This window comes from Rhodobacter capsulatus (assembly GCF_052363185.1).
Taxonomy (GTDB): Bacteria; Pseudomonadota; Alphaproteobacteria; order Rhodobacterales; family Rhodobacteraceae; genus Rhodobacter; species Rhodobacter capsulatus_E.
This window is the reverse complement of record NZ_CP198955.1, coordinates 1,923,883-1,950,069: the sequence shown is the minus strand read 5'-3', so window position 1 is coordinate 1,950,069 and position 26,187 is coordinate 1,923,883. Positions and strand designations below refer to the sequence as shown.

20 protein-coding genes and 2 pseudogenes are annotated in these 26,187 nt (G+C 65.8%); 9 read left to right on the top strand and 13 right to left on the bottom strand.

Annotated elements, in window-relative coordinates; all coding sequences use genetic code 11:
- Window positions 1–54 precede the first annotated feature (54 nt).
- The 4 genes from ACTTAG_RS09660 (at window position 55) to hflX (ending at window position 5,433) form a co-directional block, all read left to right on the top strand.
- Window positions 55–2,304: an ATP-binding protein gene (locus ACTTAG_RS09660; protein ID WP_444465227.1), complete on the top strand. Its 2,250-nt coding sequence runs from the start codon at window positions 55–57 to the stop codon at window positions 2,302–2,304.
- Window positions 2,301–3,731, top strand: a complete 1,431-nt coding sequence (ntrX, locus tag ACTTAG_RS09655) for a nitrogen assimilation response regulator NtrX (RefSeq protein ID WP_444462127.1) — start codon at window positions 2,301–2,303, stop codon at window positions 3,729–3,731. The genes ACTTAG_RS09660 and ntrX overlap by 4 nt, the downstream gene beginning before the upstream one ends.
- Before the next feature lie 188 nt (window positions 3,732–3,919).
- Window positions 3,920–4,153: an RNA chaperone Hfq gene (hfq, locus tag ACTTAG_RS09650; RefSeq protein ID WP_013067525.1), complete on the top strand. Its 234-nt coding sequence runs from the start codon at window positions 3,920–3,922 to the stop codon at window positions 4,151–4,153.
- Window positions 4,150–5,433 (top strand): GTPase HflX, encoded by a 1,284-nt coding sequence (gene hflX, locus ACTTAG_RS09645; RefSeq protein WP_444465226.1) that lies wholly within the window; start codon window positions 4,150–4,152, stop codon window positions 5,431–5,433. Before hfq ends, hflX begins: the two co-directional genes overlap by 4 nt.
- Before the next feature lie 85 nt (window positions 5,434–5,518).
- Here the strand turns inward: hflX and ACTTAG_RS09640 are convergent, their stop codons facing one another.
- On the bottom strand, window positions 5,519–7,993 hold the full coding sequence (locus ACTTAG_RS09640; protein ID WP_444462126.1) for a penicillin acylase family protein: 2,475 nt from the start codon (window positions 7,991–7,993) through the stop codon (window positions 5,519–5,521).
- A gap of 99 nt (window positions 7,994–8,092) precedes the next feature.
- Here ACTTAG_RS09640 and ACTTAG_RS09635 point away from each other — a divergent pair, with 99 nt between their 5' ends.
- Window positions 8,093–8,965: an NAD(P)-dependent oxidoreductase gene (locus ACTTAG_RS09635; RefSeq protein ID WP_444462125.1), complete on the top strand. Its 873-nt coding sequence runs from the start codon at window positions 8,093–8,095 to the stop codon at window positions 8,963–8,965.
- A 183-nt stretch (window positions 8,966–9,148) separates the two neighbouring features.
- On the opposite strand, the gene ssb is transcribed toward ACTTAG_RS09635, so the two are convergent.
- The gene (ssb, locus tag ACTTAG_RS09630; protein WP_444462124.1) at window positions 9,149–9,673 is read right to left on the bottom strand and encodes a single-stranded DNA-binding protein; all 525 of its coding nucleotides are present in this window, start codon (window positions 9,671–9,673) and stop codon (window positions 9,149–9,151) included.
- Window positions 9,674–9,863: 190 nt separating this feature from the next.
- On the opposite strand from ssb, the pseudogene ACTTAG_RS09625 reads away from it, so the two are divergent.
- Window positions 9,864–10,485 (top strand): annotated as a pseudogene (locus ACTTAG_RS09625) (lytic transglycosylase domain-containing protein).
- Window positions 10,486–10,560: 75 nt separating this feature from the next.
- Here the strand turns inward: ACTTAG_RS09625 and ACTTAG_RS09620 are convergent.
- Both ACTTAG_RS09620 and hemB read right to left on the bottom strand, forming a co-directional pair.
- Window positions 10,561–11,118, bottom strand: a complete 558-nt coding sequence (locus ACTTAG_RS09620) for a YSC84-related protein (RefSeq protein WP_444462123.1) — start codon at window positions 11,116–11,118, stop codon at window positions 10,561–10,563.
- Between the two features lie 108 nt (window positions 11,119–11,226).
- Window positions 11,227–12,225 (bottom strand): porphobilinogen synthase, encoded by a 999-nt coding sequence (hemB, locus tag ACTTAG_RS09615; protein WP_444462122.1) that lies wholly within the window; start codon window positions 12,223–12,225, stop codon window positions 11,227–11,229.
- Between the two features lie 167 nt (window positions 12,226–12,392).
- On the opposite strand from hemB, the gene ACTTAG_RS09610 reads away from it, so the two are divergent.
- Both ACTTAG_RS09610 and mfd read left to right on the top strand, forming a co-directional pair.
- The gene (locus ACTTAG_RS09610) at window positions 12,393–12,926 is read left to right on the top strand and encodes a component of SufBCD complex (RefSeq protein WP_444462121.1); all 534 of its coding nucleotides are present in this window, start codon (window positions 12,393–12,395) and stop codon (window positions 12,924–12,926) included.
- Between the two features lie 38 nt (window positions 12,927–12,964).
- A complete protein-coding gene (gene mfd / locus ACTTAG_RS09605) occupies window positions 12,965–16,411 on the top strand; it encodes a transcription-repair coupling factor (RefSeq protein ID WP_444462120.1) in 3,447 nt (1,148 codons plus the stop codon).
- Between the two features lie 6 nt (window positions 16,412–16,417).
- Here the strand turns inward: mfd and ACTTAG_RS09600 are convergent, their stop codons facing one another.
- From ACTTAG_RS09600 to ACTTAG_RS09575, 6 genes are all read right to left on the bottom strand, one after another.
- The gene (locus tag ACTTAG_RS09600) at window positions 16,418–17,635 is read right to left on the bottom strand and encodes a multidrug effflux MFS transporter (protein ID WP_444462119.1); all 1,218 of its coding nucleotides are present in this window, start codon (window positions 17,633–17,635) and stop codon (window positions 16,418–16,420) included.
- A gap of 91 nt (window positions 17,636–17,726) precedes the next feature.
- The gene (locus ACTTAG_RS09595; protein WP_444462118.1) at window positions 17,727–18,350 is read right to left on the bottom strand and encodes a DsbA family oxidoreductase; all 624 of its coding nucleotides are present in this window, start codon (window positions 18,348–18,350) and stop codon (window positions 17,727–17,729) included.
- Window positions 18,347–19,885, bottom strand: coding sequence for a class I adenylate-forming enzyme family protein (locus ACTTAG_RS09590; protein ID WP_444462117.1), 1,539 nt, complete (start codon window positions 19,883–19,885; stop codon window positions 18,347–18,349). Before ACTTAG_RS09590 ends, ACTTAG_RS09595 begins: the two co-directional genes overlap by 4 nt.
- Window positions 19,886–19,950: 65 nt before the next feature.
- On the bottom strand, window positions 19,951–20,268 hold the full coding sequence (locus tag ACTTAG_RS09585) for a hypothetical protein (protein WP_444462116.1): 318 nt from the start codon (window positions 20,266–20,268) through the stop codon (window positions 19,951–19,953).
- 97 nt (window positions 20,269–20,365) lie between these two features.
- Window positions 20,366–20,482, bottom strand: a complete 117-nt coding sequence (locus ACTTAG_RS09580; RefSeq protein WP_444462115.1) for an entericidin — start codon at window positions 20,480–20,482, stop codon at window positions 20,366–20,368.
- Window positions 20,479–22,302 carry an extracellular solute-binding protein gene (locus ACTTAG_RS09575; protein ID WP_444462114.1) on the bottom strand — a complete coding sequence of 608 codons (1,824 nt, stop codon included), beginning with the start codon at window positions 22,300–22,302 and terminating at the stop codon, window positions 20,479–20,481. The genes ACTTAG_RS09580 and ACTTAG_RS09575 overlap by 4 nt, the downstream gene beginning before the upstream one ends.
- Before the next feature lie 262 nt (window positions 22,303–22,564).
- Between ACTTAG_RS09575 and ACTTAG_RS09570 the strand changes: the two genes are divergently transcribed.
- Window positions 22,565–23,338: a 3-hydroxybutyrate dehydrogenase gene (locus tag ACTTAG_RS09570; RefSeq protein ID WP_444462113.1), complete on the top strand. Its 774-nt coding sequence runs from the start codon at window positions 22,565–22,567 to the stop codon at window positions 23,336–23,338.
- Window positions 23,339–23,535: 197 nt separating this feature from the next.
- Here ACTTAG_RS09570 and ACTTAG_RS09565 read toward each other — a convergent pair whose 3' ends face one another.
- The 3 genes and pseudogenes from ACTTAG_RS09565 to ACTTAG_RS09555 form a co-directional block, all read right to left on the bottom strand.
- Entirely contained in the window at window positions 23,536–24,261 is a 726-nt protein-coding gene (locus ACTTAG_RS09565) for a DUF502 domain-containing protein (RefSeq protein ID WP_444462112.1), read from the bottom strand.
- A gap of 60 nt (window positions 24,262–24,321) precedes the next feature.
- Window positions 24,322–25,239, bottom strand: coding sequence for a pseudouridine-5'-phosphate glycosidase (locus ACTTAG_RS09560; protein WP_444462111.1), 918 nt, complete (start codon window positions 25,237–25,239; stop codon window positions 24,322–24,324).
- Window positions 25,236–26,135: pseudogene (locus ACTTAG_RS09555) on the bottom strand (PfkB family carbohydrate kinase). The gene ACTTAG_RS09560 and the pseudogene ACTTAG_RS09555 overlap by 4 nt, the downstream one beginning before the upstream one ends.
- Window positions 26,136–26,187 lie beyond the last annotated feature (52 nt).

Sequence of the window (26,187 nt, the reverse complement as noted above, 5' to 3'; positions counted from 1 at the left end):
AAATCCACCTCACGGGATTCGCCGCGGCGGAGAACCGGGGGACCCGTCGTGTCCATGACGAGGAGTGGCTCAGCTTGGGAACGGCTTTCGCGGCTGCGTCGCCAGCGTCGCGTTCAAAGCGGCTTCGTCTTCGGCCTTGCGGTGCTGGGTCCGGCGCTGGCGATTTTGACCTTTGTCGTGCTGGGGCCGATGGGGCAGGGCGCCGACAGCATCGCGCTGCGGCTGACGCTTCTGGGCGATTTCGTCTATTTTCTGGTTCTGGCCGGGCTGATCCTGCTGCGGCTGACGCAGATGCTGGCGGCGCGGCGGGCGCGGGCGACCGGCTCGCGGCTGACGCTGCGTCTGACCTGGGTCTTTGCCGGGATCGCGCTGGTGCCGACGGTGCTGGTCGCACTCTTTGCCGGGCTGACGGTCAATATCGGGCTTGAGGGCTGGTTTTCCGATCGTGTCCGCTCGGTCGTCGGCACCTCGCTTTCGGCAGCCGAAGCCTATCAGGAGGAACACCGCCACGATCTTGTGCAGGATGCCGAGGCGCTGGCCGGCTTTCTGAACCTGCGTCGGCAGGCGGCGACCTTTGCCGATGATGGGGATCTGCGCGAATGGCTGGTGGCGGGGCAGCAGGGCATCCAGCGCGGGCTCAAGGAAGCCTATGTGATCGACGGCGGCGCCGAGATCGTGGCCCGCGGCGACCGCTCGTATCTGTTCGACTACGAGACCCCGCCGCCCGAAAAGGTGGTGGCGGCGGCCAAGGGCGCGACCGTGCTGATCGAGGATTGGCCGACCTCGGAATTCCGCGCGCTGATCAAGCTCGATGCCTATGTCGACCGCTATCTGTATGTCTCGCGCGCGGTCGATGGCCAGATCCTGTCGCTGCTCGACAACACGCGCGAGACGGTGAGCCTTTATCAGCAGCTGGAAGCCTCGCGCGGGCGGGTGCTGTTCGAATTCGGTCTGGTCTATGTCGGCTTTGCGATGATCCTGATTCTGGCGGCGATCTGGGCCGGGCTGTGGTTTGCCGAGCGGCTGTCGCGGCCGATCGGGCGGCTGGCCGCGGCGGCCGAGCGGGTCGGGCGCGGCGATCTTGACGCGCGGGTGATCGAGGAAGAGGGCGATGACGAAATCGCCACGCTGGGGCAGGTGTTCAACCGCATGACCGGCCAGCTCAAGGGCCAGCGCGACGAGCTGGTGGCCTCGCATCGCGAAACCGACGAACAGCGGCGGATGTTCGATTCCGTTCTGTCCTCGGTGACCTCGGGGGTGATCGGGCTGGATGCCGAGGGGCGGATCGACTTTCTCAACCCCTCGGCGGTGCGGATCCTGAAGCTGTCCGCCGCGCGGGACACCGACCGCCCCCTGGCCGATGCCGTTCCGGAATTCGCCTCTCTTTTCCAGAAGTTGCAGGACGGTCTTCATGCGGTCGTGCAAGAAGAGGTGCGGGTCTCCCGCGAGGGGCGGCTGGAAAGCCTGCTGGTGCGGATGGCCGAGCGGCGCGCCTCGGGGCAGCGCGAGGGCTATGTGGTGGCCTTTGACGACGTGACCGAGCTGGTTTCGGCGCAACGGATGGCGGCCTGGGGCGATGTCGCGCGGCGGATCGCGCATGAGATCAAGAACCCGCTGACGCCGATCCAGCTTTCGGCCGAACGGATCAAGCGCAAGTTCACCCGTCAGGTCGCCCCCGACGAAGCCGAGGCGCTGGAGCAACTGACCGGGGTGATCGTGCGCCAGACCGACGATCTGCGCCGCATCGTCGATGAATTTTCCCGCTTCGCCCGGATGCCGGAACCCGACCGGCGCGATCATGACATCGTAGCGCTGACCCGCGATGCGGTGCTGTTGCAGGAGGGATCGCTGCATGGCGCGAAGCTGACGGCCGATCTGCCCGAGGCGCCGGTGGTGGTCGAACTCGATGCGACGATGATCAGCCAGGCGCTGACCAATCTGATCAAGAACGCCGGCGAGGCGATCGAAAGCCTGATCGAAAAGGGCGCCCCCGCGGGCTATGCGCCGCAGGTCCGCGTCAGCCTGCGCGCCGAGCCCGAAGCGGTCGAGATCCGGATCATGGACAACGGCATCGGCCTGCCGCCCGACCGGGCGCGGCTCTTCGAACCCTATGTCACCACCCGCGCCAAGGGCACCGGCCTTGGCCTCTCCATTGTCAAGAAGATCATCGAGGAACATGGCGGCATGCTGGTTCTGACCGATGCCCCCGCCTTTGGCCCGGAGGCCCATCCGGGCGCCTGCGCCGAAATCAGACTGCCCCGCGCCCGCTCCGGGCTGCGCGCCATCAAGGATAGTGAGCCATGAGCGACATTCTCATCGTCGATGACGAAAAGGACATCCGCGACCTGATCGCCGACATTCTCAAGGATGAAGGCTATGCGACGCGGACGGCGGCCAATTCCGACGCCTGCATGGAGGCGATCAATGCCGAGGCCCCGGCGCTGATGATCCTCGACATCTGGCTGAAGGACAGCCGGATGGACGGGATCGACATTCTGAAGACGGTGAAGCGCGACAATCCGGATATTCCGATCATCATCATCTCGGGGCATGGCAATATCGAGATTGCGGTGGCCGCGATCAAGCAGGGCGCCTATGATTTCATTTCGAAGCCCTTCAACATCGACCAGCTGATGGTAGTGATTTCGCGCGCGATGGAAACCAGCCGGTTGCGGCGGGAAAATTCCAGCCTGCGTCGGCGGGATCTGCATTCAGGCGACATGATCGGAAATTCCGCGGCGTTCCGGCGGCTCAAGGATCAGCTCGACAAGGTGACGAAATCGAACGGCCGGGTGATGCTGACGGGCGATCCCGGCTCGGGCAAGGAATCGGCGGCGCGCTATATCCACCAGCATTCGACCCGGGCGGCGGCGCCCTTTGTCACGGTGAATTCCGCGACGATCGCCCCCGAGCGGATGGAGGAGGTGCTGTTTGGCCGCGAAACCCCCGAACGCGGCATTGAAAAAGGCCTTCTGGAACAAGCCCATGGCGGGGTGATCTATTTCGACGAAGTGGCCGAGATGCCCTTGGGCACGCAATCGAAAATCCTGCGCGTGCTGACCGAGCAGCAATTCACCCGGGTCGGCGGCTCCGACAAGGTGCGCGTCGATCTGCGGGTGATTTCCTCGACCACGCGCAACCTGACCGCGGAAATCGCCGCCGGGCGGTTCCGCCAGGAACTTTACGACCGGCTCAATGTGGTGCCGATCGCCGTTCCCTCGCTTTCCGAGCGGCGCGAGGATGTGCCGCTGATCGCCAGCCATTTCATCGAGGTCTTCAACCGCACCCAAGGGCTGGCACTGCGGGCGCTGTCCGAGGAAGCGGTGGCCAGCCTTCAGACGATGGACTGGCCGGGCAACATCCGCGAATTGCGCAACGTGATCGAGCGGGTGCTGATCCTGGGCGAGGGCAGCGGCCCGATCGAGGCGCGGGAACTGCCGGGCAATGCGGCCCAGCCCGATGCGGGGCGGATCGTGCTCGGCGGGCAGCTGGCGTCCTTGCCCTTGCGCGAGGCGCGCGAGCTCTTCGAACGCGAATATCTGCTGACGCAGATCAACCGCTTTGGCGGCAACATCTCGCGCACGGCGGCCTTTGTGGGCATGGAACGTTCGGCGCTGCATCGCAAGCTGAAGTCGCTGGGCGTCGTCACCTCGGGCAAGACCGGGCGCGGCGGGGCGGGCTTTGACGAGGCCGAAGAGGACGACATCGAGACCGCGGGCGACGAGCTCTGAGGCTGCGGGGGCCGGACCGGTCCCCCGACTGCGCCCCGCGGGCGACAGGAAACGTCAAATTCCGTGCCTTGGGCGCAAGTCTCTGCTTTTTGGCTGGAATCTCTTGCACCTTTGCGCATACTTGCATCAGGGAGACCGCACCCGGCCCCGCGCGACAGGACAAGACAGAAAAAAAGGCATAAGAAAAAATGGCTGCCGACAAACAGAACCTTCAGGACGCCTTCCTCAACCACGTCCGCAAGACCAAGGTTCCGGTCACGATCTTCCTCATCAACGGGGTGAAGCTGCAGGGCGTGATCACCTGGTTCGACAATTTCTGCGTGCTGCTGCGCCGCGATGGCCAGTCGCAGCTGGTCTACAAACACGCGATCTCGACCATCATGCCCGGCTCGCCGATCTCTCTTTACGAGGGCGAAGACTGAGCGACCCCATCCATTCGAAAGACCGTCCGACCCGCGTCTGGGTGCTGCACCCGGACCTGAAGGCGGTCGATGCCCGGCGCGAACCGGAATTGCGGCTGGCCGAGGCGGTGTCGCTTGCGGCGGCTTTGCCGGATCTGCAGATCATGGGCCACGAAATCGTGCGCCTGCCGAAGCCTCATGCCGGGCATCTGTTCGGCACCGGCAAGATGGCCGAGCTGAAAGAGCGTCTGCAGGCGGCCGAGGTCGATCTGGTGTTGGTCGATGGCCCGGTGAGCCCGATCCAGCAGCGCAATCTGGAAAAGGAATGGGGCGTCAAGCTTCTGGACCGGACCGGGTTGATCCTGGAGATCTTTGCCGATCGGGCGCGCACGCGCGAAGGCGTGCTGCAGGTGGAACTGGCGGCGCTCTCCTATCAGCGCACCCGGCTGGTGCGGGCCTGGACGCACCTTGAACGCCAGCGCGGCGGCTTCGGTTTTGTCGGCGGTCCGGGCGAAACCCAGATCGAGGCGGACCGCCGCGCGATTGACGATCAGGTGATCCGGCTGAAGCGGCAGCTGGCCAAGGTGGTGAAAACGCGCGAGCTGCACCGCGCGGCGCGGCGCAAGGTGCCCTTTCCCATTGTCGCGCTGGTGGGCTATACGAACGCCGGAAAATCCTCGCTTTTCAACCGCATGACCGGGGCCGAAGTGCTGGCCAAGGACATGCTTTTCGCCACGCTCGATCCCACGATGCGCGGCCTTGTGCTGCCCTCGGGGCGGCGCATCATCCTGTCGGATACGGTGGGCTTCATCTCGGATCTGCCGCATGAGCTGGTGGCCGCCTTCCGCGCGACGCTGGAAGAGGTGCTGGAAGCCGATCTGATCTTGCATGTGCGCGACATTTCCCACCCCGAGACCGAGGAACAGGCCGAAGATGTCGGCGAGATCCTCGAATTCCTTGGCGTGGCCGAGGATGTGGCGCTGATCGAGGTCTGGAACAAGATCGACGCGCTGTCCGAGGCGGTGCGGGCGGGCCTGCTCGCGCAGGATGCGCGGCGCGCGGACGTGCAGGCGGTCTCTGCGCTGTCGGGCGAAGGGATCGGCGCGCTTGTGGCGGCGATCGAGGCGCGTCTGGGCGAAGACTGGATCGAGGAAGATCTGGATCTGCCCTTCACCGCGGGCAAGGCACATGCTTGGCTGCATGCCCAGGGCGTGATCCGAAACGAGCTGCAGGGCGAAGCGGGCTGGCAGCTGCGCCTGCGCTGGACCGAGGCGCAAAAGGCGAAGTTCAGCGCACTTTAGCTTTGCGGTGCAAGCCGTTGAAAGGGCGTATTTAAGCCAAGAAAAAGCTGCGGTTTCTTCTTGGTGAAAATACGCCCTTTCGCCGTTACTCGGAAGCGCCGAGGGGTTCCAGCCGGGTGATGCCAGCGGCGGCGGCGCGCGCAAGCGCCGGGTCGAGCGACATCGGCACATATTCGCCGCGCCGCCACAGATCGGCCAGATCGTCGTAATGGGCCGAGAACGGATGCCCCGATTGCCCGGTGGCGATGATGAAGACCGAAGAATCCGGATCGGCGAAATCATAGACGCCGCGATAGCCCGCGCCGTGGACATTGGCGAAGGGCTCGGGGCCGGTGCCCGCGGTCAGGCCGCGGTTGAGGGTGAAATCCCCCCCCGAGGTCGATTGCCGGATGTTCATCAGCCAGCCCAGCAGCGGGTTGTGTCCCAGCACCGGATGGTCGTGATGCGCCTCATGCGCGTCGCCCCAGCGCCAGCTTTCGATCTGCGGCCCGTATTTTTCCTTCAGGCCGAGCAGCGCCGCATCGAGCGACACCCGGGCGATGTCGGTGCAGGTCTCGGAGGGCGCCGATTGCAGCACGTCGCACCAGCGCGCCGCGCCATTCACGTTGCGCAGCACATGTTCCAGGAAAAGCGGCTCGATATGCAGGAATTTCTCGGCCAGCTCGGGGCCCAGCTCGTCGCGGATCAGCCGGTTCTGGAACGCGCGCATCCAGGCGGCATAGATCAGCGGCTCGGGCAGGTGCTCGTTCATGTCGCCATCCCAGGCGGCCAGAAGTTCCAGCGCGCGTTGGCGGAAGCGCTCGGGCGTGCCCTCGGGCGCGGGGGTGCCGGTGAACCACAGATCGGCGCCGACAAGCGGCAAAAGCCCGCGCGCGGCCGGGGATACGGTGTCGGTCTGCACCGCGATGAAGCTTTCGCGCGAATGCACCTCGCGCTCGCCCATCAGCCGGGTCAGCCGGGCGACGCGCTGGCTGTCGCCCCAGTCGTGGCTGACATGCAGCGGAAAGGGCCGGTCGGTCAGCTTGTTGTTGGTGTTGATCACGATCCCGCCCTCGGGGTCGAGCAGGCGCGGATTGGCGTCATAGGGCAGGCGGCCCTGCCAGCGGTTCGCCGCCACCCAGCCCGGTTGCGGCATCCGCCCCTGCGTGGCATTGGCCGGATCGCGGCCGGGCAGCGCGCCGAGCGTCACCAGCCCGACCGAGGTCTGATCGGCCAGCGTCATGTTGACCGAGGGGGCAAGGAAGCCCTCGCCCGCCGCCACCGCCGCGGGCACGGATTTGGCCTGCATGATCTTCAGCGCCGCCGACATCGAGGTATCGGCGGGCGAAAGCGCCGACCAGCCGAGGCTGATCACATGGCCGGGCGGGGTGATCTTGCCCAGATCGAAGTGACCGGCGGGCAGGACCGGTCCGTTCTCGGTCCAGCGCAGCGTCAGCGTGACCGGGGCGGCGTCCTTGACCGTGACGATCACCTTGCGGGTGGTGAAATCGCTCCATCCCGTCGGGGTGCGGTAGCGCTCGGGGGTTTTCGGGTCGAGTTCCTCGACGAAAAGGTCGGCGTCATCGGCAAAGGAGGCGCTGATGCCCCAGCCCAGCGCGGCGCTGCGCCCGGTGAGAATGGCGGGAATGCCGGGGATGGTGGCGCCGATCACGCCGCCGGTGGAAAGCTCGAGCCGGGCCAGATACCATTGCGAGGGCGCGGCGAGGGGCGCATGCGGATCGTTGGCCAGAAGCGAGCCGCCCGCGGCCGAACGCGCAGGCGCGGCGGCAAAGGCATTCGAGGCGGCGGCAAAGTCGCGCCCGGCAAAGGGAGAGAGAGGCGGCGTGCTGTCGGCGGCGGTCTGGGCGGCGCCTGCGGGCAGGGTCGGAAACAGCGCCGCATAGCGCGGCAGCGCCATCGTGCCCGGGCCGGGAACCGCGGGCATCAGATCCTCGGCCCAGCCCTGACCGAGCAGGGAAAGCTGGGCGCGCAGCACTTCGGTGTCGATCTGCGTGGCGCCCTGCACCGCCATCAGCTTCAGGAGCGCGATCGAGTCGGCGGGGGTCCAATAGGCGATTTCGGCCTCGAAGAGGAAAAACTCCGGGGCGCCCCGGCCCAGCGCGCGGCGGTTCACCTCTTCGATCCAGGCATTGACGCCGCGGGCATAGGCCTCGAGCGCCACTACAGTCGGCCCGTCCTGAACCGCGACCGAGGCCTGCGCCGCGCCGTAAAGATCAAGCCGGCGCATGAGTTCATCGGTCTTCAGCGTCTTCGCCCCGAAAACCTCGCTCAGCCGGCCCTGCACGGTGCGGCGCGCCATCGTCATCTGCCACAGCCTGTCCTGCGCATGGGCGAGCCCCAGCGCGAAATAGACATCGGCATCGGTCTGCCCGAAGATATGCGGCACGTCCTCGGTCGAGCGGACGATTTCGACCGGGGCCGAGAGCCCCTCCATCTGATAGCTGGCGTCGTAATCGGGCAGCGAGCGGGTGGCGAAATACCAGATCCCGAAGGCGCCCAGAAGGCCGAGCGTCAGCGCGGCCGAGACGAGGCGGACCAACCAGATGAACAGGCGATACATGCGACGGACCTTTGGCCGGGAATTGACGGGGCAAGCGCAGGCGTTACTAAGTCACAGCCAGGCAATGTTCAACGCGCAAACGCGTGCAGGGAGTGGGCGATGGCAAAGGTGGCGTTTCTGGGCTTGGGGGTGATGGGCTTTCCGATGGCGGGCCATCTGGCGGCGCGCGGCCATGCGGTGACGGTGTGGAACCGCACCGCCGCCAAGGCCGAGGCCTGGGTGGACAGGCACGCCGGGCAGCGCGCGGCGACGGCGGCCGAGGCGGCTTCGGGGGCGGAGTTCGTCATGGCCTGTGTCGGCAATGACGATGACCTGCGCGAGGTCTGTCTGGGCGCGACGGGGGCTTTCGCGGAGATGGCGCCGGGGGCGATCTTTGTCGATCACACCACCGTCTCGGCGCAGGTGACGCGCGAATTGGCGGCGCTGGCGGGCGAAAAGGGGCTGGGTTTCGTCGATGCGCCGGTCTCGGGCGGGCAGGCGGGGGCGGAGAATGGCGTTCTTTCGGTGATGTGCGGCGGCAGCGCGGCCGATTATGCCGCGGCCGAGCCGGTGATTGCGGCCTATGCCCGGATCTGTCGGCGGCTGGGCGAAAGCGGCGCGGGGCAGCTGGCCAAGATGTGCAACCAGATCGCGATTGCCGGTCTGGTGCAGGGGCTGGCCGAGGCGCTGCATTTCGCCGAAAAGGCCGGGCTCGACAGCGCCGATCTGGTCGAGGTGATCAGCCAGGGCGCGGCGGGCAGCTGGCAGATGGCGAACCGCTCGAAGACAATGGCGGAAAACCGCTTCGATTTCGGCTTTGCCGTCGACTGGATGCGCAAGGATCTGGGGATTTGCCTGGCCACGGCGAATGAGACGGGCGCCAGCCTGCCGGTCACGGCGCTGGTCGATCAGTTCTACAAGGATGTGCAGAAGATGGGCGGCGGGCGCTGGGACACTTCGAGCTTGATCGCCCGGCTCCGCGCTTTGGGCTGAGCGCGAGGGGGGCTCTGCCCCCCGGCTTCGCCTCCCCCCGGGATATTTGCGCCAAGGTGAAAGCCGCAACGGTTTTCCCTTCATCTTGCTGCAAATATCTCGGGGGGGCCGGGGCAGCGCCCCCGCGCGCTGTCCGCCAAAGAACGGGCCACAAGAGAAAAGGGGCCTTGCGGCCCCCTGTTGTCAGAACGGGATGTCGTCGTCGAAATCCGAGCGGCCGCTGCCGCCGCCCGACGCGGGGGCCGAGGAGCCGCCGCCACCCCCGCCATAGCCCGGGCCGTCATCGTAGCCGCCACCATAGCCGCCGCCCTGCGAACCGCCGCCATAATTGCCACCGCCGCCGCCCGAGCCGCCGCCGTCACGGCCGCCCAGAAGCGTGAGTTCGCCGCGATAGGGGCGCAGAACCACCTCGGTCGTGTAGCGTTCCTGGCCCTGCTGGTCGGTCCATTTGCGGGTTTCAAGCTGGCCCTCGATATAGACCGTCGAGCCCTTCTTCAGATATTGTTCGGCGATCTTCGCCAGGTTCTCGTTCAGGATCGCCACCGAATGCCATTCGGTGCGTTCCTTGCGCTCGCCCGTCTGCTTGTCGCGCCAGGTTTCCGAAGTGGCGAGGCGCAGGTTGCAGACCTTGCCGCCATTCGAAAACGTGCGCACCTCCGGATCGCGGCCCAGATTGCCGACCAGAATGACCTTGTTGACGCCTGCCATGAAATACTCCGTTTTGGCCGGGATTGCCGGCGATTCCTTTATCTGCCCTGCCAAATCACACCGGCACGGCGCAGGCCAGAGGCCGTTGGGCAATAGTTTGCCCAGACTTTGCGCCGCTGCGCAAGACGCTAGGCAAAGCGCGGGATTGCCCCTATAGTTGCGCCGGGCAGGTGTGCTTGCAGGGGTGCGGATGCGAATAATCGTTGCAGTGGTTGGACTTGCGATGGCGGTGACGGTCAGTCCCGCGGCCGTCGAACGGGCCGATGCCGAAGGGCTGGTGCTGGGGCGGGCCTCCTCGAAATCGCAATCCACGGTGCGGCGCAACCAGTTTGCGCTTCTTGATACCCGTTTGGCGGGGCAGTATGATTTCTCGTCGCGGTTGCGCCCCGATGCCCCCAAGGGCGGCGGCGAGGCGACGGCTGCCGTGCCGCGCTACAGCGGCCGCTACAAGGGCGAATATCTGGCCCATGCCAAGGCCGCGGCCAGCCGTCATGGCGTGCCAGAGGATCTGTTCCTGCGCCTTGTGCAGCAGGAAAGCGGCTGGAACCCCGGGGCGGTCTCGCCGAAAGGGGCGACGGGGCTGGCGCAGCTGATGCCGGGCACGGCGCAGCTTCTGGGGGGTGAATGCCAATGACCCGCTGGAAAACCTGGAGGGGGGCGCGCGCTATCTGCGGATGATGTATGACCGGTTCGGCAACTGGCGTCTGGCGCTGGCGGCCTATAACGCCGGGCCCGAGGCGGTGGACAAGGCGGGCGGCGTGCCGAACTATCAGGAAACGATGAATTACGTGAAGATCATCTATGGCGGCTGAGACTCAGCTTCGCCCTGCAGGAATTTGAAAAAGGCGCGGAAAAATCCGCGCCTTTCGGGTTTTTGGAAGGGCCGCTCAGGGAATGATGCGGGTGTATTTCGTTCCGGCCAGCGAGGCGCCGACGATCAGGCCGGATTGGCCGAAGACCTGCACCACCACCGGGGCGAGGGTCGTTGTCGTGTCGGTGCCGATCGCCGCGCCGCCATCGGGCAGGGCATAGCGGGCATCGGCGCCGAGCTCCCAGCCATCGGCGCGGCGGAAATCGGCCAGCGCCTTTTCGGTCATGAAGAACAGCGCATGCGCATATTGCTGCGCGCCGATCTGGAAGCCGACCGAAGCCGAGGCGGCGGAATAGTAATCCACCGTCACATCGTTGATCCGCAAGGCGCCGCGCCCGAAAGCGCCGCCGAAGCCGAAGCTCGCCTCGGTCATCAGCGGCATGTAAAGCACACCGACCGATTTGCTCAGCAATTGCTGCGTCGAGGGGAAGCTGCGCAACATGTAGTCTCGGGTGGCATCGACGCGCGCATCAATGGTGGTGCCGCCATTCGAGCCCACGCCATTGCCGCAGGCGGCAAGGCCAAGGCTGGCGCCACCAAGCACGAGAAGGGACCGTCGGGTAAGTTCTGTCATCTGCTCGCTCCTTATCCGTCCGGGCCTGCGCGGCCCGGTTGAGGGAAGCTTAGCGCAGCCGCGGGCGCTTGTCACTTGCGCCCGCGGCCGAAGCGGAAAGATGCGCGGTCAGGCGCCGATCAGCTTTGCCGCGGCGGGGGCGAAATAGGTCAGAACGCCATCGCAGCCGGCGCGACGGAAGGCCATCAGGCTTTCCAGCATCACCTTGTCATGGTTGAGCCAGCCGTTCTGCACCGCCGCCATCAGCATCGCATATTCGCCCGAGACCTGATAGGCATAGGTGGGCATCCCGAAGGCGTCCTTCACCTGACGCACGATGTCGAGATAGGGCATGCCCGGCTTCACCATCACCATATCCGCGCCCTCGGCGATGTCGCGGGCGACATTGCGCAGGGCCTCGGCGCTGTTGGCGGGGTTCATCTGATAGGTCTTCTTGTCGCCCTTGAGCGCGCCCGAGGCGCCGACCGCATCGCGGAACGGGCCATAGAAGGCCGAGGCATATTTGGCGGCGTAACTCAGGATCGCGATATCCTTGTGACCGGCGGCCTCCATCGCTTGCCGGATCGCGCCGACGCGGCCATCCATCATGTCGGACGGGCCAAGGATGTCGGCGCCGACATCCGCCTGGGCAAGGGCCATTTTCACCAGCGCCTCGGTCGTTTCGTCGTTCAGGATGATGCCGTCGCGCACCAGACCATCGTGGCCGTTGGCGTTATAGGGATCAAGCGCGATATCGGTCATGATCGCCACTTCGGGCACCGCCGCCTTCATCGCCGCGATCACCCGGTTGACGAAATTGTCATGCTGCCAGGCCATTTCGCAGGTCTCGGTCTTCACCGCCGGATCGGTGTAGGGGAAAAGGCAGATCGCGGGAATGCCCAGCGTCGCGGCTTCCTCGGCCGCTTTCAGCGCGCCCGCCATGGTGCGGCGGACAACCCCCGGCATCGAGGCGATTTCGACATCGGCGCCGGGCACATCGGTGATGAAGATCGGCCAGATCAGGTCCTTGACCGACAACCGGTTTTCCTGGGCGAGGTGGCGCAGGGCTTCGGTGCGGCGCATCCGGCGCAGGCGATTGGTGGGAAAGGGGGGGGTGATCAGGGTCATGGGCGGTCTCCTTCGTCGCCGTGGGTGCCATGGATCGCGGGCTGGCTCAAGCCCCGCATTGTCGCGCCCGCGCGAAGGCGTGCTTGTTGTCGCGCCCGCGCGACGGCGTGCTTGCAACCCGGCCCCCGATGCGCGAAACCGGGGGCAGGCAACGGGCGGGCAAGACCTTGGATATCCTGCAAACGATCTTCGACCTGATCGACATGCGGTCGTTTTCGAACCTGTGGTACTGGATCGCCCTGGCGGTGACCTGGTCCACGGCCTCGCATTACGTTCTGGGCGTGCCCTTCGATCTGATCGTGCGGGCGCGGCGCCAAGGCGGGCCGGTGGCCGAGGACATGCTGATGCTGACCGGCGTCAATGTGCGCCGTCTGCTGGCGATCGGCCGCGAGGCGGGGGTGACGCTGACGCTGGTGGTCTCGTTCCTGCTCAGCCTGGTCGTGGTGCTGGGCTTCGTTTTCGGGGTCGAATTCGCCCAGGCCGTGGCGCTGATCGTCGTGCCGCTGAGCGGGGTCGGGCTGTTGAGCCTGCGCACCGCCGCCCGGTTGGAGCCGGTTCTGGCCGAAGCGCCCGCGGTGGAGACGGTGGCGCGGATCCTGATCCGGCATCGGGTCATGGTGCAGGCCCTGGGCATGGTCGCGCTCTGTGTCTCGGCGCTTTGGGGCATGTTCCAGAATCTGCAACTCTCGCCGCTCGGCTGAGGCCTTGACAGGTCCGCGCGTTCCGATACCTCTCGCCCATGCAGCATTTCCTTCTTTCCGGTGCCCCCGAGGGCTATGACGCGAAACTTCTGGCCAAGGAACTGGCCAGGGGACATCCGGTTATCCATGTCGCGCGGGATGACCGGCGTCTTGAGGCGATGCGGGCGGCGCTGGCGTTTTTCGAGCCGCAGGCGGTGGTGCTGACCTTCCCGGCTTGGGATTGCCTGCCCTATGATCGCATCTCGCCCAATCCCGAGATTTCGGCGGCGCGGATGGCGACGCTGGCGGCTTTGGCAAAAGGTGTGATCACAGGGCCCTTCGTGCTGCTGACGACACTTGCGGCCGCAACGCAGCGGGTGCCCGCGCGCGATCTGGTGGCGGGGGCGAGCTTCTCGGCCCGGGTCGGGCAGCGGATCGACGACAAGGCGCTGAAGGCCTTTCTGGTCTGCATGGGGTTTTCGCCGGTCTCCACGGTGTCGGAACCCGGCGATTATGCGGTGCGCGGCGGTATCATCGACATCTATCCCCCGGGCGAAGGCGGCCCGGTGCGGCTGGATCTGTTCGGCGACGTGCTGGATGGCGCGCGGCGCTTCGATCCGGCAAACCAGCGCACGACGGAAAAGCTGACCCAGATCGACTTTGCCCCGGTCAGCGAGGTGATCCTTGATCCGGCCTCGATCACCCGGTTCCGGCAGAATTATCGGATCGAATTCGGCGCGGGCGGCACGGATGATCCGCTTTACGAGGCGGTTTCGGCGGGTCGCAAACATGCGGGGATGGAGCACTGGCTGGGCTTTTTCCAGGATCGGCTGGAGACCCTTTTCGATTATCTGCCCGCGGCCACGGTGGTGCTGGATGATCAGATCGAGCCGCAGCGGGCCGCGCGCTGGGAGGGGATCGCGGATCAATACGACACCCGGCGCGAGGCGATGAACCGGCGCGACCGGCTGGACACGGTCTACAAACCTGCGCCGCCCGACCTGCTCTATCTCGATGGCAAGGGCTGGGAAGGCGAGCTTGCAAAGCATCGGCTGCTGAAGCTGCAAGTCTTGCCCGCGCCGCCCGGGCCCGGCATCCTGAACGCCGAAGCCCGCATCGGACGAAATTTCGCGCCCGAGCGTCAGCTGGAAAATGTAAGCCTTTTCGGGGCGTTGAAAGATCATGTGCAAGCAAGATTGCGGCTGGGGCCGGTGGTCATCGCCAGCTGGTCCGAAGGCGCGCGCGAACGTCTGAAGGGATTATTGGAAGACGAGGGCCTGTCCGGGGCAAAGCTGATTTCGGATGCGCGTGGTATCGAGGGCGTGGGTCTGGCCGTCTGGGCGCTTGAATCGGGTTTCGAGGCGGACGGGCTGACGGTGATCTCGGAACAGGATGTTCTGGGCGACCGGCTGGTGGCGAAACCGCGGCGCAAGCGCAAGGCCGAGAATTTCCTGACCGAGGCGCAAAGCCTGAGCCCCGGCGATCTGGTCGTGCATGTCGATCATGGCGTCGGGCGTTACAAGGGGCTGGAAACGGTCACGGCGCTGGGTGCACCGCATGACTGCGTGCTGCTCGAATATGCCGGGGGCGACCGGCTTTATCTGCCGGTCGAGAATATCGAGCTACTGTCGCGGTATGGGCACGAGGAAGGTCTGCTCGACAAGCTGGGCGGGGGCGCCTGGCAGGCGAAAAAGGCGAAGCTGAAGGAGCGGATCCGGCAGATCGCCGACCGGCTGATGCGGATTGCCGCGGAACGGCTGCTGCGCCCGGCGCCGATCCTTGAAGCGGCGCATCATGATTGGGAGGCCTTCGCGGCGCGCTTCCCCTATACCGAGACCGACGATCAGATGGCCGCGATCGAGGATGTGGTAAGCGACCTTGCCGCGGGGCGGCCGATGGATCGGCTGATCGTCGGCGACGTCGGTTTCGGCAAGACCGAGGTGGCGATGCGCGCGGCCTTTGTCGCGGCGAGTTCCGGCATGCAGGTCGCGGTGATCGCGCCGACGACGCTGCTGGCGCGTCAGCATGCCAAGACCTTCACCGAACGCTTCCGCGGCACGCCACTGACGGTGAAACCGCTCTCGCGCTTCGTCTCGGCCAAGGAGGCGAACGCCACCCGCGACGGGCTGGCGGATGGCACGGTGGATATCGTGATCGGCACCCATGCGGTGCTGGCCAAGGGGGTGAAATTTCGCAACCTCGGCCTGTTGATCATTGATGAGGAACAACATTTCGGCGTTCAGCACAAGGAACGCCTGAAGGAGATGCGGTCCGAAATCCACGTGCTGACGCTGACCGCGACACCGATCCCGCGGACGCTGCAACTGAGCCTGACCGGGGTGCGAGATCTCTCGATTATCGGCACGCCGCCGGTCGATCGTCTGGCGATCCGCACCTATGTGAGCGAGTTCGACACCGTCACCATTCGCGAGGCTCTGCTGCGCGAACATTACCGCGGCGGGCAAAGCTTCTATGTCGTGCCGCGGATTTCGGATCTGGCCGAGGTCGAGGATTTCCTGCGCACCCATGTGCCCGAGGTCAGTTTCATTGTCGCGCATGGCCAGATGGCGGCGGGCGAACTTGATGACCGGATGAACGCCTTTTACGACGGCAAGCATGATGTGCTGCTGGCGACGACGATTGTCGAATCGGGGCTGGATATTCCGACGGCGAACACGATGGTGGTGCACCGGGCCGACATGTTCGGCCTGTCGCAGCTTTATCAGATCCGCGGCCGGGTCGGGCGCTCGAAGCAGCGCGCTTATTGCTATCTGACGACAAAGCCGCGGCTGCCGCTGACCCCGCAGGCGACGAAACGGCTGCGGCTTCTGGGCAGCCTCGACAATCTGGGCGCGGGGTTTTCGCTCGCCAGCCAGGATCTGGATCTGCGCGGGGCGGGCAACCTTCTGGGCGAGGAGCAGTCGGGCCATATCAAGGAGGTCGGCTACGAGCTTTATCAGGCGATGCTCGAGGAGACGATCTCGAAGCTGAAATCGGGCGAGTTGACGGAAACGACCGGTGACGGGGATTGGTCGCCGCAGATCAATCTTGGCGTTCCTGTCATGATTCCAGAAAGTTACATCCCAGATCTTGATGTAAGGCTGGGGCTTTACCGGCGCCTGTCGAACCTTGCGAGCAAGGTCGAGATGGAGGGTTTTGCGGCGGAACTGATCGACCGTTTCGGCCCGCTGCCGAAGGAAGTGAACACTTTGATGCTGGTCGTGCGGATCAAGGCGATGTGCAAGCGGGCGCAGATCTCGCGCATGGATGCCGGGCCGAAAGGCGCCACGGTGCAGTTCCATCTGGACAAATTCCCGAATCCAGCCGGGCTTGTGGAATTCCTGAACGCCGAACGAGGGACGGCGAAAATCAACGGCAACAAGGTCGTGATCCGTCGCGACTGGGCCAATGATGCCGATAAGATCAAGGGCGCCTTCGCGATTGCCCGCGATCTGGCGGAAAAGGTTGTGGCTGGCAAGAAGGCCGAGAAGAAAAAGGGGGCGTGACGCCCCCTAGCCGTTTTCGCGCACAAACCCCATCAGGATCACGGCAAGGGTCGAACAGCTCAGCGTCGCAACGACGATCGGCAGCGCGGTGCCATCGAACATCAAACCGACCGGGGCGGCGATCAGCACCGCGCCCATCGTCGAAAGCGCCGAAACCACCGAAGCCGCCAGACCGGCCAGATGGCCCATCCGCTGCATCGCCAGCGCGTTCAGATTGCCGAAGGTGATCCCCGCCATCATGAAGACCGTGACCGTCCAGGCGAAAAGAAAGACGAAACCGTCGGGCGGGGTCACCGCACCTCCCAGCACCAGCGCCAGCATCGCGCCCGAGGAGACGACCTGCATCATATAGGTGCCCCGCACCATCCGGCGCATCCCCAGACGCATCACGAAAAGCGCGTTGAAGGCGGTGCCGGACCCCGCCAGAATGGCCATCAAAGCGAACCATTTCGGAAAGCTCTCAACTGCACCGAAGGCCGCAAACAATTGTTGTGACGAGGAAAGAAGCGCGAACATCTGTCCGAAGCCAAGTGTCATCGTCAGGATGTAAAGCCGCACATCGCGATCGCCGAGGACCTCTTTGGTGCCCGTCCAGAGCAAGGCCGGGCGCAGCGGGCGGCGCCGCTCGGGGGTCAGGGTTTCGGGTTGACGCAGGCTCAGCCAGGCGAGCCCGATCAGCGCGAAAAGGATGAAGGCGTAGAACACGCCGCGCCAGCCCGCGAAGCCGATGATCAGTTGCCCGGCCGAAGGGGCGAGCGCGGGCACCAGGATGAAGACCATCATGATGAAGGCCGTCACCCTGGCCATCTCGCGCCCCGAATACATGTCGCGCACCAGCGCCATCGGCACGATCCGCGGGGCTGCGGCGCCAAGGCCTTGCACGAACCGGGCCGCCAGCAGCACTTCAAGACTTTGCGCCTGGGCCCCGATCACCGCCCCGATGACGAAGATGGTCACGCCCACGACGATCGTCCGCTTGCGTCCGATCGCATCCGACAGCGGTCCGGCGACGAAAGTGCCGACCCCGATGCCAAGAACGAAGAAGGTCAGCACAAGTTGCGCCCGGTTGATCGCCTCGGGGCTGAGTTTGGCGGCGATCTCGGGCAGGGCGGGCAGCATCGCGTCGATCGAAAAGGCGACCGTCGCCGCCAGAAGCGCCATCAGCGCGGTGAATTCGAAAACGGGGATGCGGGCAGGCGCCGCAGATGCGTGAGGGTCGGACATGCACAGCCTTTCAAAATTGCGCATAACCATAGCCGACTGCGCGCCGAAGGCCAGTGCGCGTTCACGCACATTGCCGTGCAGGACCGCGCAGCTAGGCCGCGGCAATCTCGTCGATGATCTGCATCCAGAGCCTGGCGGGCTGCGCGCCTGTGATCACATGGGTATTGTCGAGGATGAAGGTCGGGACCGAGACGATGCCGCGCTCGCGTGCATGTGTCTCGCGCAGGCGGATCGTGTCGGTGTCGGCTTCGGTGGCAAGCAGGCGTCGGATCATGGCGGCATCAAGCCCGGCATCGGCCGCGATCTGCACCAGCACCTCTGTCTGCCCGATGTCGCGCCCATCGCGCCAATAAGCGCGCAGCAAGGCCGACATCACGGGGGTCTGGGCCCCTTCGATCCCGGCCCAATGCAGCAGCCGATGGGCGTTCAGCGTGTTCGGCATCCTGGTGATTATCGGCAGGTTCAACGCCACCCCCGCGGCCCGGGCCGCCTCCAGCACGGGCAGGTCGGCCTGGTCTGCTTGGGCCCCAAATCGGGCGCGCAGCCAGGCGCCGCAGTCCATGCCTTCAGGCGGCAGCGTCGGATTGAGCTGGAACGGATGCCAGGAAAGCACAAACGGGTGTGCGGAACGTGCTTCCAGCGCGCGGTCCAGTTGCGCCTTGGCAAGGTAACACCAGGGACAAACGGGATCTGCGAAAATATCGAGCGCGATCATTTTGTTAAGGGCCTGTCTGCAAGTGGCGGCCAAAGCTGGCGCAGGGCTTTTCGGTCGATCTTGCCGTTGCGGTTGCGCGGCAGGGTCGAAAAATGCTGGTAGATTCGAGGCTGTTTGTAGCGCGCAAGATGCGCCCCGGCATGTGCGACAAGCGCCTCGGTCGTGGCCGGGCCCGTATGGGCCAAGGCGATCAGGCTGGTTTCTTCCGACAGCCGCAATTCGATCGCGGCCACCTCGCCCGCCTCGGGACAGGTGACCATGGCGGCCTCCACTTCAAGCGGGCTGACCCGGAAACCGCCCGCGTTCATCATGTCGTCGCCGCGACCCTGATAGGCGATGGCGCCGGCGTCGGTCATCCGCACGATGTCACCGGTGCGGAACCATTCCCCGTCGGCGGTGAATTTCGCCCGGGCTTCTTCCTCGGCGCCCCAATAGCCCAGGAAAAGCCCGGGATCGCTGCGATGCACCGAGAGGTCCCCGGCTTCGCCGCGGGGCACCGGCAGGCCCTCGGGCGAGAGAACCGCGATCTGGCGGCCGGGTTGCGGCCAGCCCATCGTTCCCTCTGGCGCCGGGTTCGCCGGACAGGAGGAAATGAAGGTCGAGCATTCCGACATGCCCAGCGCTTCAAAAAGCGGGGTACCGCTGGCCTTTGTCCAATGCTGCCGCGTCAGCGCGGGCAGCGCTTCACCCGCCGTCAGCCCATGGCGCAAACGCGGCAGGTCAAGCTGCGCATGATGCTTCAGGATCTGCCTGTAAACACCTGGAACGGCAGCAAAAATCGTCGCATCGAAACGCCGCAGCAACAATGGAAGCAGGGCCGGATCGGTGCCGGGCGCGGGGATGAGCGCCGTGCCCCCGACCGTCCAGGGGTCCATCAGGCCGGTGCCCAGCGTATAGGTCCAGTTGAACGCACCGGCATGCAATAATCGGTCCGACCCGCTCAGCCCATACCAGCCGTCAAGCATCATCCGCCGCGCCCAGATCGCGCGATGGGCATGGCAGACCGCCCGCGCAGAGCCCGAGGTGCCGGAGGTGAAGACGATATAGGCAAGCCGATCCGCCGATCCCATCGCATAATCGCAGGGCGGCAGGGTTTCGAACCGGCGCAGATCGGCTTCGGAAAGGATCATCGGCGGCATATCGGGCAGTGAAATCCCCTCTCCGGCGATCACGGCGGCGGGGGCGATCTGCGCCGCCATCTTCGTGATCTCCTCGGCGGTCAGCTGCGCCGAGGTCGGCACCGGGATCAGCCCCGCCGCGATGGCGCCCAGAAAGGCCACCGGGAATTCGGGCGTGTTGCCAAGACGCAATAGCACGCGATCCCCGGGCACGAGGCCTGCGTGCAAGAGCCCGGTGCCGGTGCCCCGCACCGCAGCCGCCAGCCGGCCATAGGACCAGCGTTCGGCCCCGGAAGGCCCGACGATCTGCAGCGCAGAGCGATCGGCCAGCTCATCGGCACGGGCAAGCACATGGGCCGCCATGTTGAAGGCGGCGGGCGGCGGGGCCAGGGGGGCGGAACGATGGATCGACAGCATGCGCCTTGCTAAGCCGCGATGGCTGCGCTTGCAAGCCGCGCGGGATCAGCTTGTCGTGTGGCCGATCAGTCCTCGTTGCCGAAACGCGCGTCGTCGTCGTATTCGTCCTCGCCCTCGGGGACGTATTTCTTCGACAGCGCGATCGAGTGATTGTCGTGACGCGGGTCCATCACCACATCCGAGGGCAACTCGCCCGTCAGCCATTCCCGGATGTCGGCCCGGGCTTCTTCCGGTTCCTGCCCGGTCAGCTCGATGATATAGGCGATGAAGGCGCGCTGATCGCCGTCGATCTCGTCAAGCTCGGCCTCCTCGGCATCGGGCCAGCGGTCGAGGATCGCCTCGAAGAAGGCAGGCCAATTGTCCTGCACATGATGCCATTTCATCCCGACCTCCTTCTGCGAGCCCCTTTGCAGGTCTCGATCTTGCGCCGCAAATCGCGCTGTGAAAAGGGAAAATTCCGTCCCGACCGCGGATCGGCGGTCAGAACCAGCTTTGCACCTTGTGCGCGCCATCGGTCACATCCGCCCCGACGCCCGCCACCGTGTTGCAGCCGCAAAGTCCCGCGGCCAGAGCCACCATCAGCAGGAACGCTTTCATTCTTTCGCCTCATGCCACCATGCATCGGGCGTCACGCCCGGCCAGTCTCCGTATAGCGGAACGCGCGCCGGAAAGTGAAGCTCCCGCGCATGGGCAATCCGGGTGACCGGCGCATACCAGATCGGAATCACATAGCGCCCCGCGGTCAGAACCCGGTCCAGCGCCTGCACGGCGGCGGTGAAATCCTCGGGCGCCTGCGCCGACAGCAGCGCCGCGATCATCGCATCGGCGGCTTGATCCCGTATCCCCATCAGGTTGCGCGAACCGGGCGCCTCGGCGGCCTTCGCGCCCCAGTAAAGAGATTGCTCGTTTCCGGGGGAAAGCGAGGTGGCGACGAACATCCAGGTCATGTCGAAATCGTAACTGGTCTTGCGCGCCTGAAACTGCGCGTCATCGACCACCGTCACCCGCGGAAAGATGCCCAGCCGCCGCAACGCTTCCAGATAGATGTCCACCACCGAATGCGATTCGGCGGCGCCCTGCTGCAGAACGATCTCGAAGCCGAAGGGCATTCCGGCGGCATTTTTCAGCACCCCGTCCGCATCTGCCCGCCAGCCCGCCTCCTCAAGCAGCTGCAGCGCCGCGCGCATGTTGCGCCGGTTTTGCGGGCTGCCATCGGAAACCGGCAGATCATAGCCCTCCAGCGTTCCGGGCAGCAGACCGGCGGCAAAGGGCGCCAGCAGCTCCGCCACCTTGCCCGTTGCGGGGCCGGGCTGCATCGCCAGCGCCGAATTGGCGAAATAGGACGAAATCCGCGGCTCGGTTCCGCCGGTCAGGGTCTTGCTGATGAATTCGAAGTTGAAGGCAAGGATCATCGCCTGCCGCACCCGCCAATCGGCGAAGACGGGCTTTCGCGTGTTCATCACCAGCCCCTTGATCCCCGAGGGCACATGGTTGCGGATCTCTGCCTTGATCACGCGCCCCTCGGTCAGGGCGGGAAAATCGTAATCGCCGTGCCAGCGCGCGGCGTTGGTTTCGCGGTAAAGGTCGATTTCCCCGGCCTTGAAGGCCTCGAACATCACGTTCTGATCGCCGAAATAATCCCAGCGCAGACGGTCGAGCCGATGCAGCCCCTGCGTGATCGGCAGATCCTTGCCCCACCAATCGGGATTGCGCTTGAGCGTGATCGACCGCCCCATATCCAGGCTTTCAACGACATAGGGGCCGGAGCCCATCGGAACCATTTGCATTTCAGACGCAAGATCATGGCCTTGCCACTGCTTTTTCGACAAGACGGGGCGCAGGCCCATCAGCAGCGCCAATTCCCGGTCGGGTTCGGTGAAGTCGATGCGCAGGCTGCGCGGCCCGGTCTGACGGATCGACTTCACCTTCTTCCAGGCGGTCTGATAGCGCGGCGCGCCTTGGGTGCCGATCGTCTCGAAGGACCAGATCACATCCGCGACGGTGACCGGGCTGCCGTCGGAAAACCGCGCCTCGGGGCGCAGGGTGAAGCTGACCCAGGACCGGCTTGCGTCGGTCTCGATGCTCTCGGCCAAGAGCCCGTAAAGGGTGAAGGGCTCGTCATAGCTGCGCAGCATCAACGATTCGACGACATAGCCCGAAATCCCCTGGGCCGGGCGGCCCTGCAAGATCCAGGGGTTGAGCGAATCGAAGCTGCCCGATTCGCCCATGCGCATCCGGCCCCCGAAGGGCGCATTCGGGTCGGCATAGGGCAGATGCTGGCGCCCCGGGTCCAGCGCCGGCGCCCCCTGCATGGCGATTCCCGACATCGGCTCAGCCCGGACCGCAAAGCCTGCCGAAACCCCGCCGAAAGCCAATATCACAAGGGCGAGAGCACGGAAAAACACCGATCCCAGCATCGCAACAATCTCCCGTTTGCCTGTATTTTCAGGCGCCAAGCTAACGCCTGCCGCAGGCCCAGGCAAACTTTTCCCTTGGAAGAGGCGGCGTGCGGGTTTATAAAGATCTTACTGCTCGATAGGTTTCTTGCCTGTATGAAACCTGCCTCATGACTTGACGCCCGCCTTGTGCGGGCGTCTTTTTCTTTCCGGCATGCCCTTGGCCGTTGCAGAATTTTCCGCGGTGGGATGTGGTTGCACAAGACAGTCGCAGGAGGACAGCATGAGCCTGAAGGGCAAGACGGCGATCATCACCGGGTCGAACTCGGGGATCGGATTGGGGGTGGCGCGGGAACTGGCCCGGGCGGGGGCCGATGTGGTGCTCAATTCCTTCACCGACCGGCCCGAAGATCACGCGCTGGCGGCGGCGCTGGCGGCAGAGTTCGGGGTGACGGCGCGGTATATCAAGGCCGACATGTCGAAGGGCGCGGAGTGCCGGGCGCTGGTGGCGCAGGCGGGGCGCTGCGACATTCTGGTGAACAATGCGGGCATCCAGCATGTGGCCCCGGTGGATCAGTTCCCGGTCGAGAAATGGGAGGCGATCCTGGCGATCAACCTCAGCTCGGCTTTCCATACCACGGCGGCGGCGCTGCCGATGATGCGGGCGGCGGGCTGGGGCAGGGTGGTCAATATCGCCTCGGCGCATGGGCTGACCGCCTCGCCGTTCAAATCGGCCTATGTCGCGGCCAAGCATGGTATCGTCGGCCTGACCAAGACGGTGGCGCTGGAAACCGCCGAGGAGCCGATCACCTGCAATGCGATCTGCCCGGGCTATGTGCTGACGCCCTTGGTCGAGGCGCAGATCCCCGATCAGATGAAGGTGCACGGGATGGACCGCGAGACGGTGATCCGCGAGGTGATGCTGACGCGCCAGCCGTCGAAGCAATTCGCCACGGTGGAACAACTGGGCGGGACGACGGTCTTCCTGTGCTCGGAGGCGGCGGCGCAGATCACCGGCACGACGATATCGGTGGATGGCGGCTGGACGGCGCTCTAGGGGGATTTCGCCTCGGGGCAAGCCCGAGGCGACCCGCCGGGGGCGCTGCCCCCGGACCCCCGGGATATTTGAGGCAAGATAAAAGCAAGCCCGCAGTCCGGAAGACGGGCCTGCCTTTCCTTGGCAAAATACGCCGGGGGTGCGGGGGCAGGCAGCGCCCCCGCGGGTCGCCGCGCTGCGGCGCGGCGAAACCGGTTTCAGGCCGCCTTCTTCGGCGTCTTCACCGTCGGGTCCGCTTTCTTTTCGGACGGATAGACGAGCCCGGCCGAGATGATCAGCTTGGCCGCATCCTCGACCGACATGTCAAGATAGGTGATCTGGCTTTCGGGGACATAAAGCAGAAAGCCAGATGTCGGGTTCGGCGTCGTCGGCAGGAAGACCGAGATCAGCGGATCCTCGGGCGCGGCCCGTGCCGCGATCTCGCCCCTCGCGCGGGCCGAGACGAAGGCGATCGCCTTCAGCCCGGGGCGCGGATAGTCGACCAGACAGGCACGGTCGAATTTCGTGTCGCCCTGGCTCAGCACGGTTTCGGCGATCTGTTTGACGCCGTTGTAGACCGAGCGCACCACCGGCATCCGGTCCACCAGCGCCTCGCCGAAGCGGATCACCGCGCGGCCGATGAAGTTGCGCGCCAAGGCCCCCACGGTGAGGGTGAAGAGCAGGAAGATCACCACCCCCACGCCGCGCAGATTGGTGCCGACATAGGTTTCGGGGCGCATATGCGCGGGGATGAAGGGCAGCACCCAGCCATCGACCATTCCCGCCAGCGTCCACATCAGCCACAGCGTCGCGGCGATTGGCGCGATCACGATCAGCCCGGTGAAGAACGAGGCGCGCAACCCCGCCAGAAAGCCCCGCTTGTGGGGATGGGGCAGCAGCGACAGCTGTTCTTGGGGCGTCGGATGCGGGTCGTGCTCGGTCATGCTGGGCCTCGTGTTTGCATCACAGTTAGGGTCGGGGGGCGGCGGGCGCAATGCGCCCCCTCACCTCTGCGCCCCGATTTCGCGCGCGATGGCGGCGCCAAGGCGGGCATTGTTCAAAACGAGGGCGATATTGGCCGCAAGCGAGCGCCCCCCGGTCAGATCGAAGATCCGCGACAGCAGGAAGGGCGTGACCTCCTTGGCGGCGATGCGCTGCACCTCGGCCTCGGCCAGCGCGGTCTCGATCACCGGCACGATCTCTTCGCGCGGGATTTCGGCCTCGGGCGGGATCGGATTGGCGACCAGCTGGCCGCCCGCAAGGCCAAGACGGGCGCGCATCAGATGCGCCCGGGCGATCTCTGCGGCGGTCTCGGCGCGCAGCGGCGCGCGCAGGCCCGAGGCGCGCGACCAGAAGGCGGGAAGCTCCTCCTGACCGAAGGCGATCACGGGAACACCATTCGTTTCAAGAACTTCCAGCGTCTTCTTCAGATCAAGGATGGCCTTGGCCCCGGCCGCGACGACGGTGACCGGGGTCAGGCCGAGTTCGGTCAGATCGGCCGAGATGTCGAAGCTCTCCTCGGCGCCGCGATGCACGCCGCCGATGCCGCCGGTGGCAAAGACCGCGATCCCGGCCAGATGCGCGCAGATCATCGTGGCGGCCACCGTGGTGGCGCCGATGCCGCCGCTGGCCAGACAAAAGGCCAGATCGGCGCGCGAAAGTTTCATCACCCCTTTCGCCTGCGCCAGCGCCTCCAGCTCCGCCGCGGTCAGGCCGATGTGGATGCGTCCGCCCATCACCGCGATCGTCGCCGGGGTGGCGCCGGCGGCGCGGACCTCGGCCTCGACCCGGCGGGCGGTTTCGAGATTTTGCGGCCATGGCATGCCATGGGTGATGATCGTGCTTTCGAGCGCGACGACGGGCGCGCCCGTGTCAAGGGCGGCGCGGACCTCGGGGGAAAAGGCAAGCGGCAGGTCGGTCATGTCGGTTTGTCTCCGGAAACGTAGCGGGCGGCGGCGGCGAGCGCGCGGGAAAGCGCGGTGATCCGATCCGCCCCCTCGCGTTCGGCCACCAGATGGGCGGCCATGAACGTGTCGCCCGCGCCGGTGACGCGGGTGACAAGAACCTCGGGCGGGGTGGCGGTGATGACGCCTTGCCCGCGCCTGCCATCGGCGGCGGCGCGGCCGCCATCGGTGACAAGGACATGGCGGGCACCGCGGGCCAGCACCCCCTCGGCCGCGGCTTCGGCGGTGGGGAAATCGCGCTGGCACAGCAGGCCCGCTTCCTCGCGGTTCACATAGATCGTCGCGCCGGGATGAGAGAGAGCAGCGGGGCCAGCCGCTCGGCCTTGCCGGGGCTGGCGGGGGCGACGCGCAGATCGGCATGGGCAAAGAGCGGCGAACGGGCGATCTCGGCCAGCAGCGCCTGGGTCAGGTTGCCATCCAGCGCCACCGGCCCCGCCCAGGGCTGCGCGGCGCTGCCCAGACGGCCATCGGTCAGCGGGCGCAGGATCTTGTCCCCCGCCGCTTCCAGACTGTGGGCATCGGCGATGGCGGCGATCAGCCCGTTTGCCCCCCTCGATCGCCATGTAGCGGTCGGTGGGCAGGTCGTCCGAGCGATAAAGGAAGCGGCAGTCGATCCCCATCAGCTCGGCCGACTGGATCAGCTCGGCCCCCTGTGTGTCGCGGCCGATCGCGGTCAGGATGGCGGGAGAAAGGCCGAACCGGGTCAGCGTCATCGCGATGTTCATGGCGACGCCGCCGGGCAGGCGGGTGATCCGCCCGGGCACATCCGCCCCCGCCCGCATATGCACCGGGGCGCGGCCGATGATGTCCCACAGAACCGAACCGATGCAAAGGATGTCGGGCGTGTCTTTCATGGTCCCTTGGTGCTACGGCTTCGCGGAGGGCGCAAGGGGGGGCGCTGCCCCC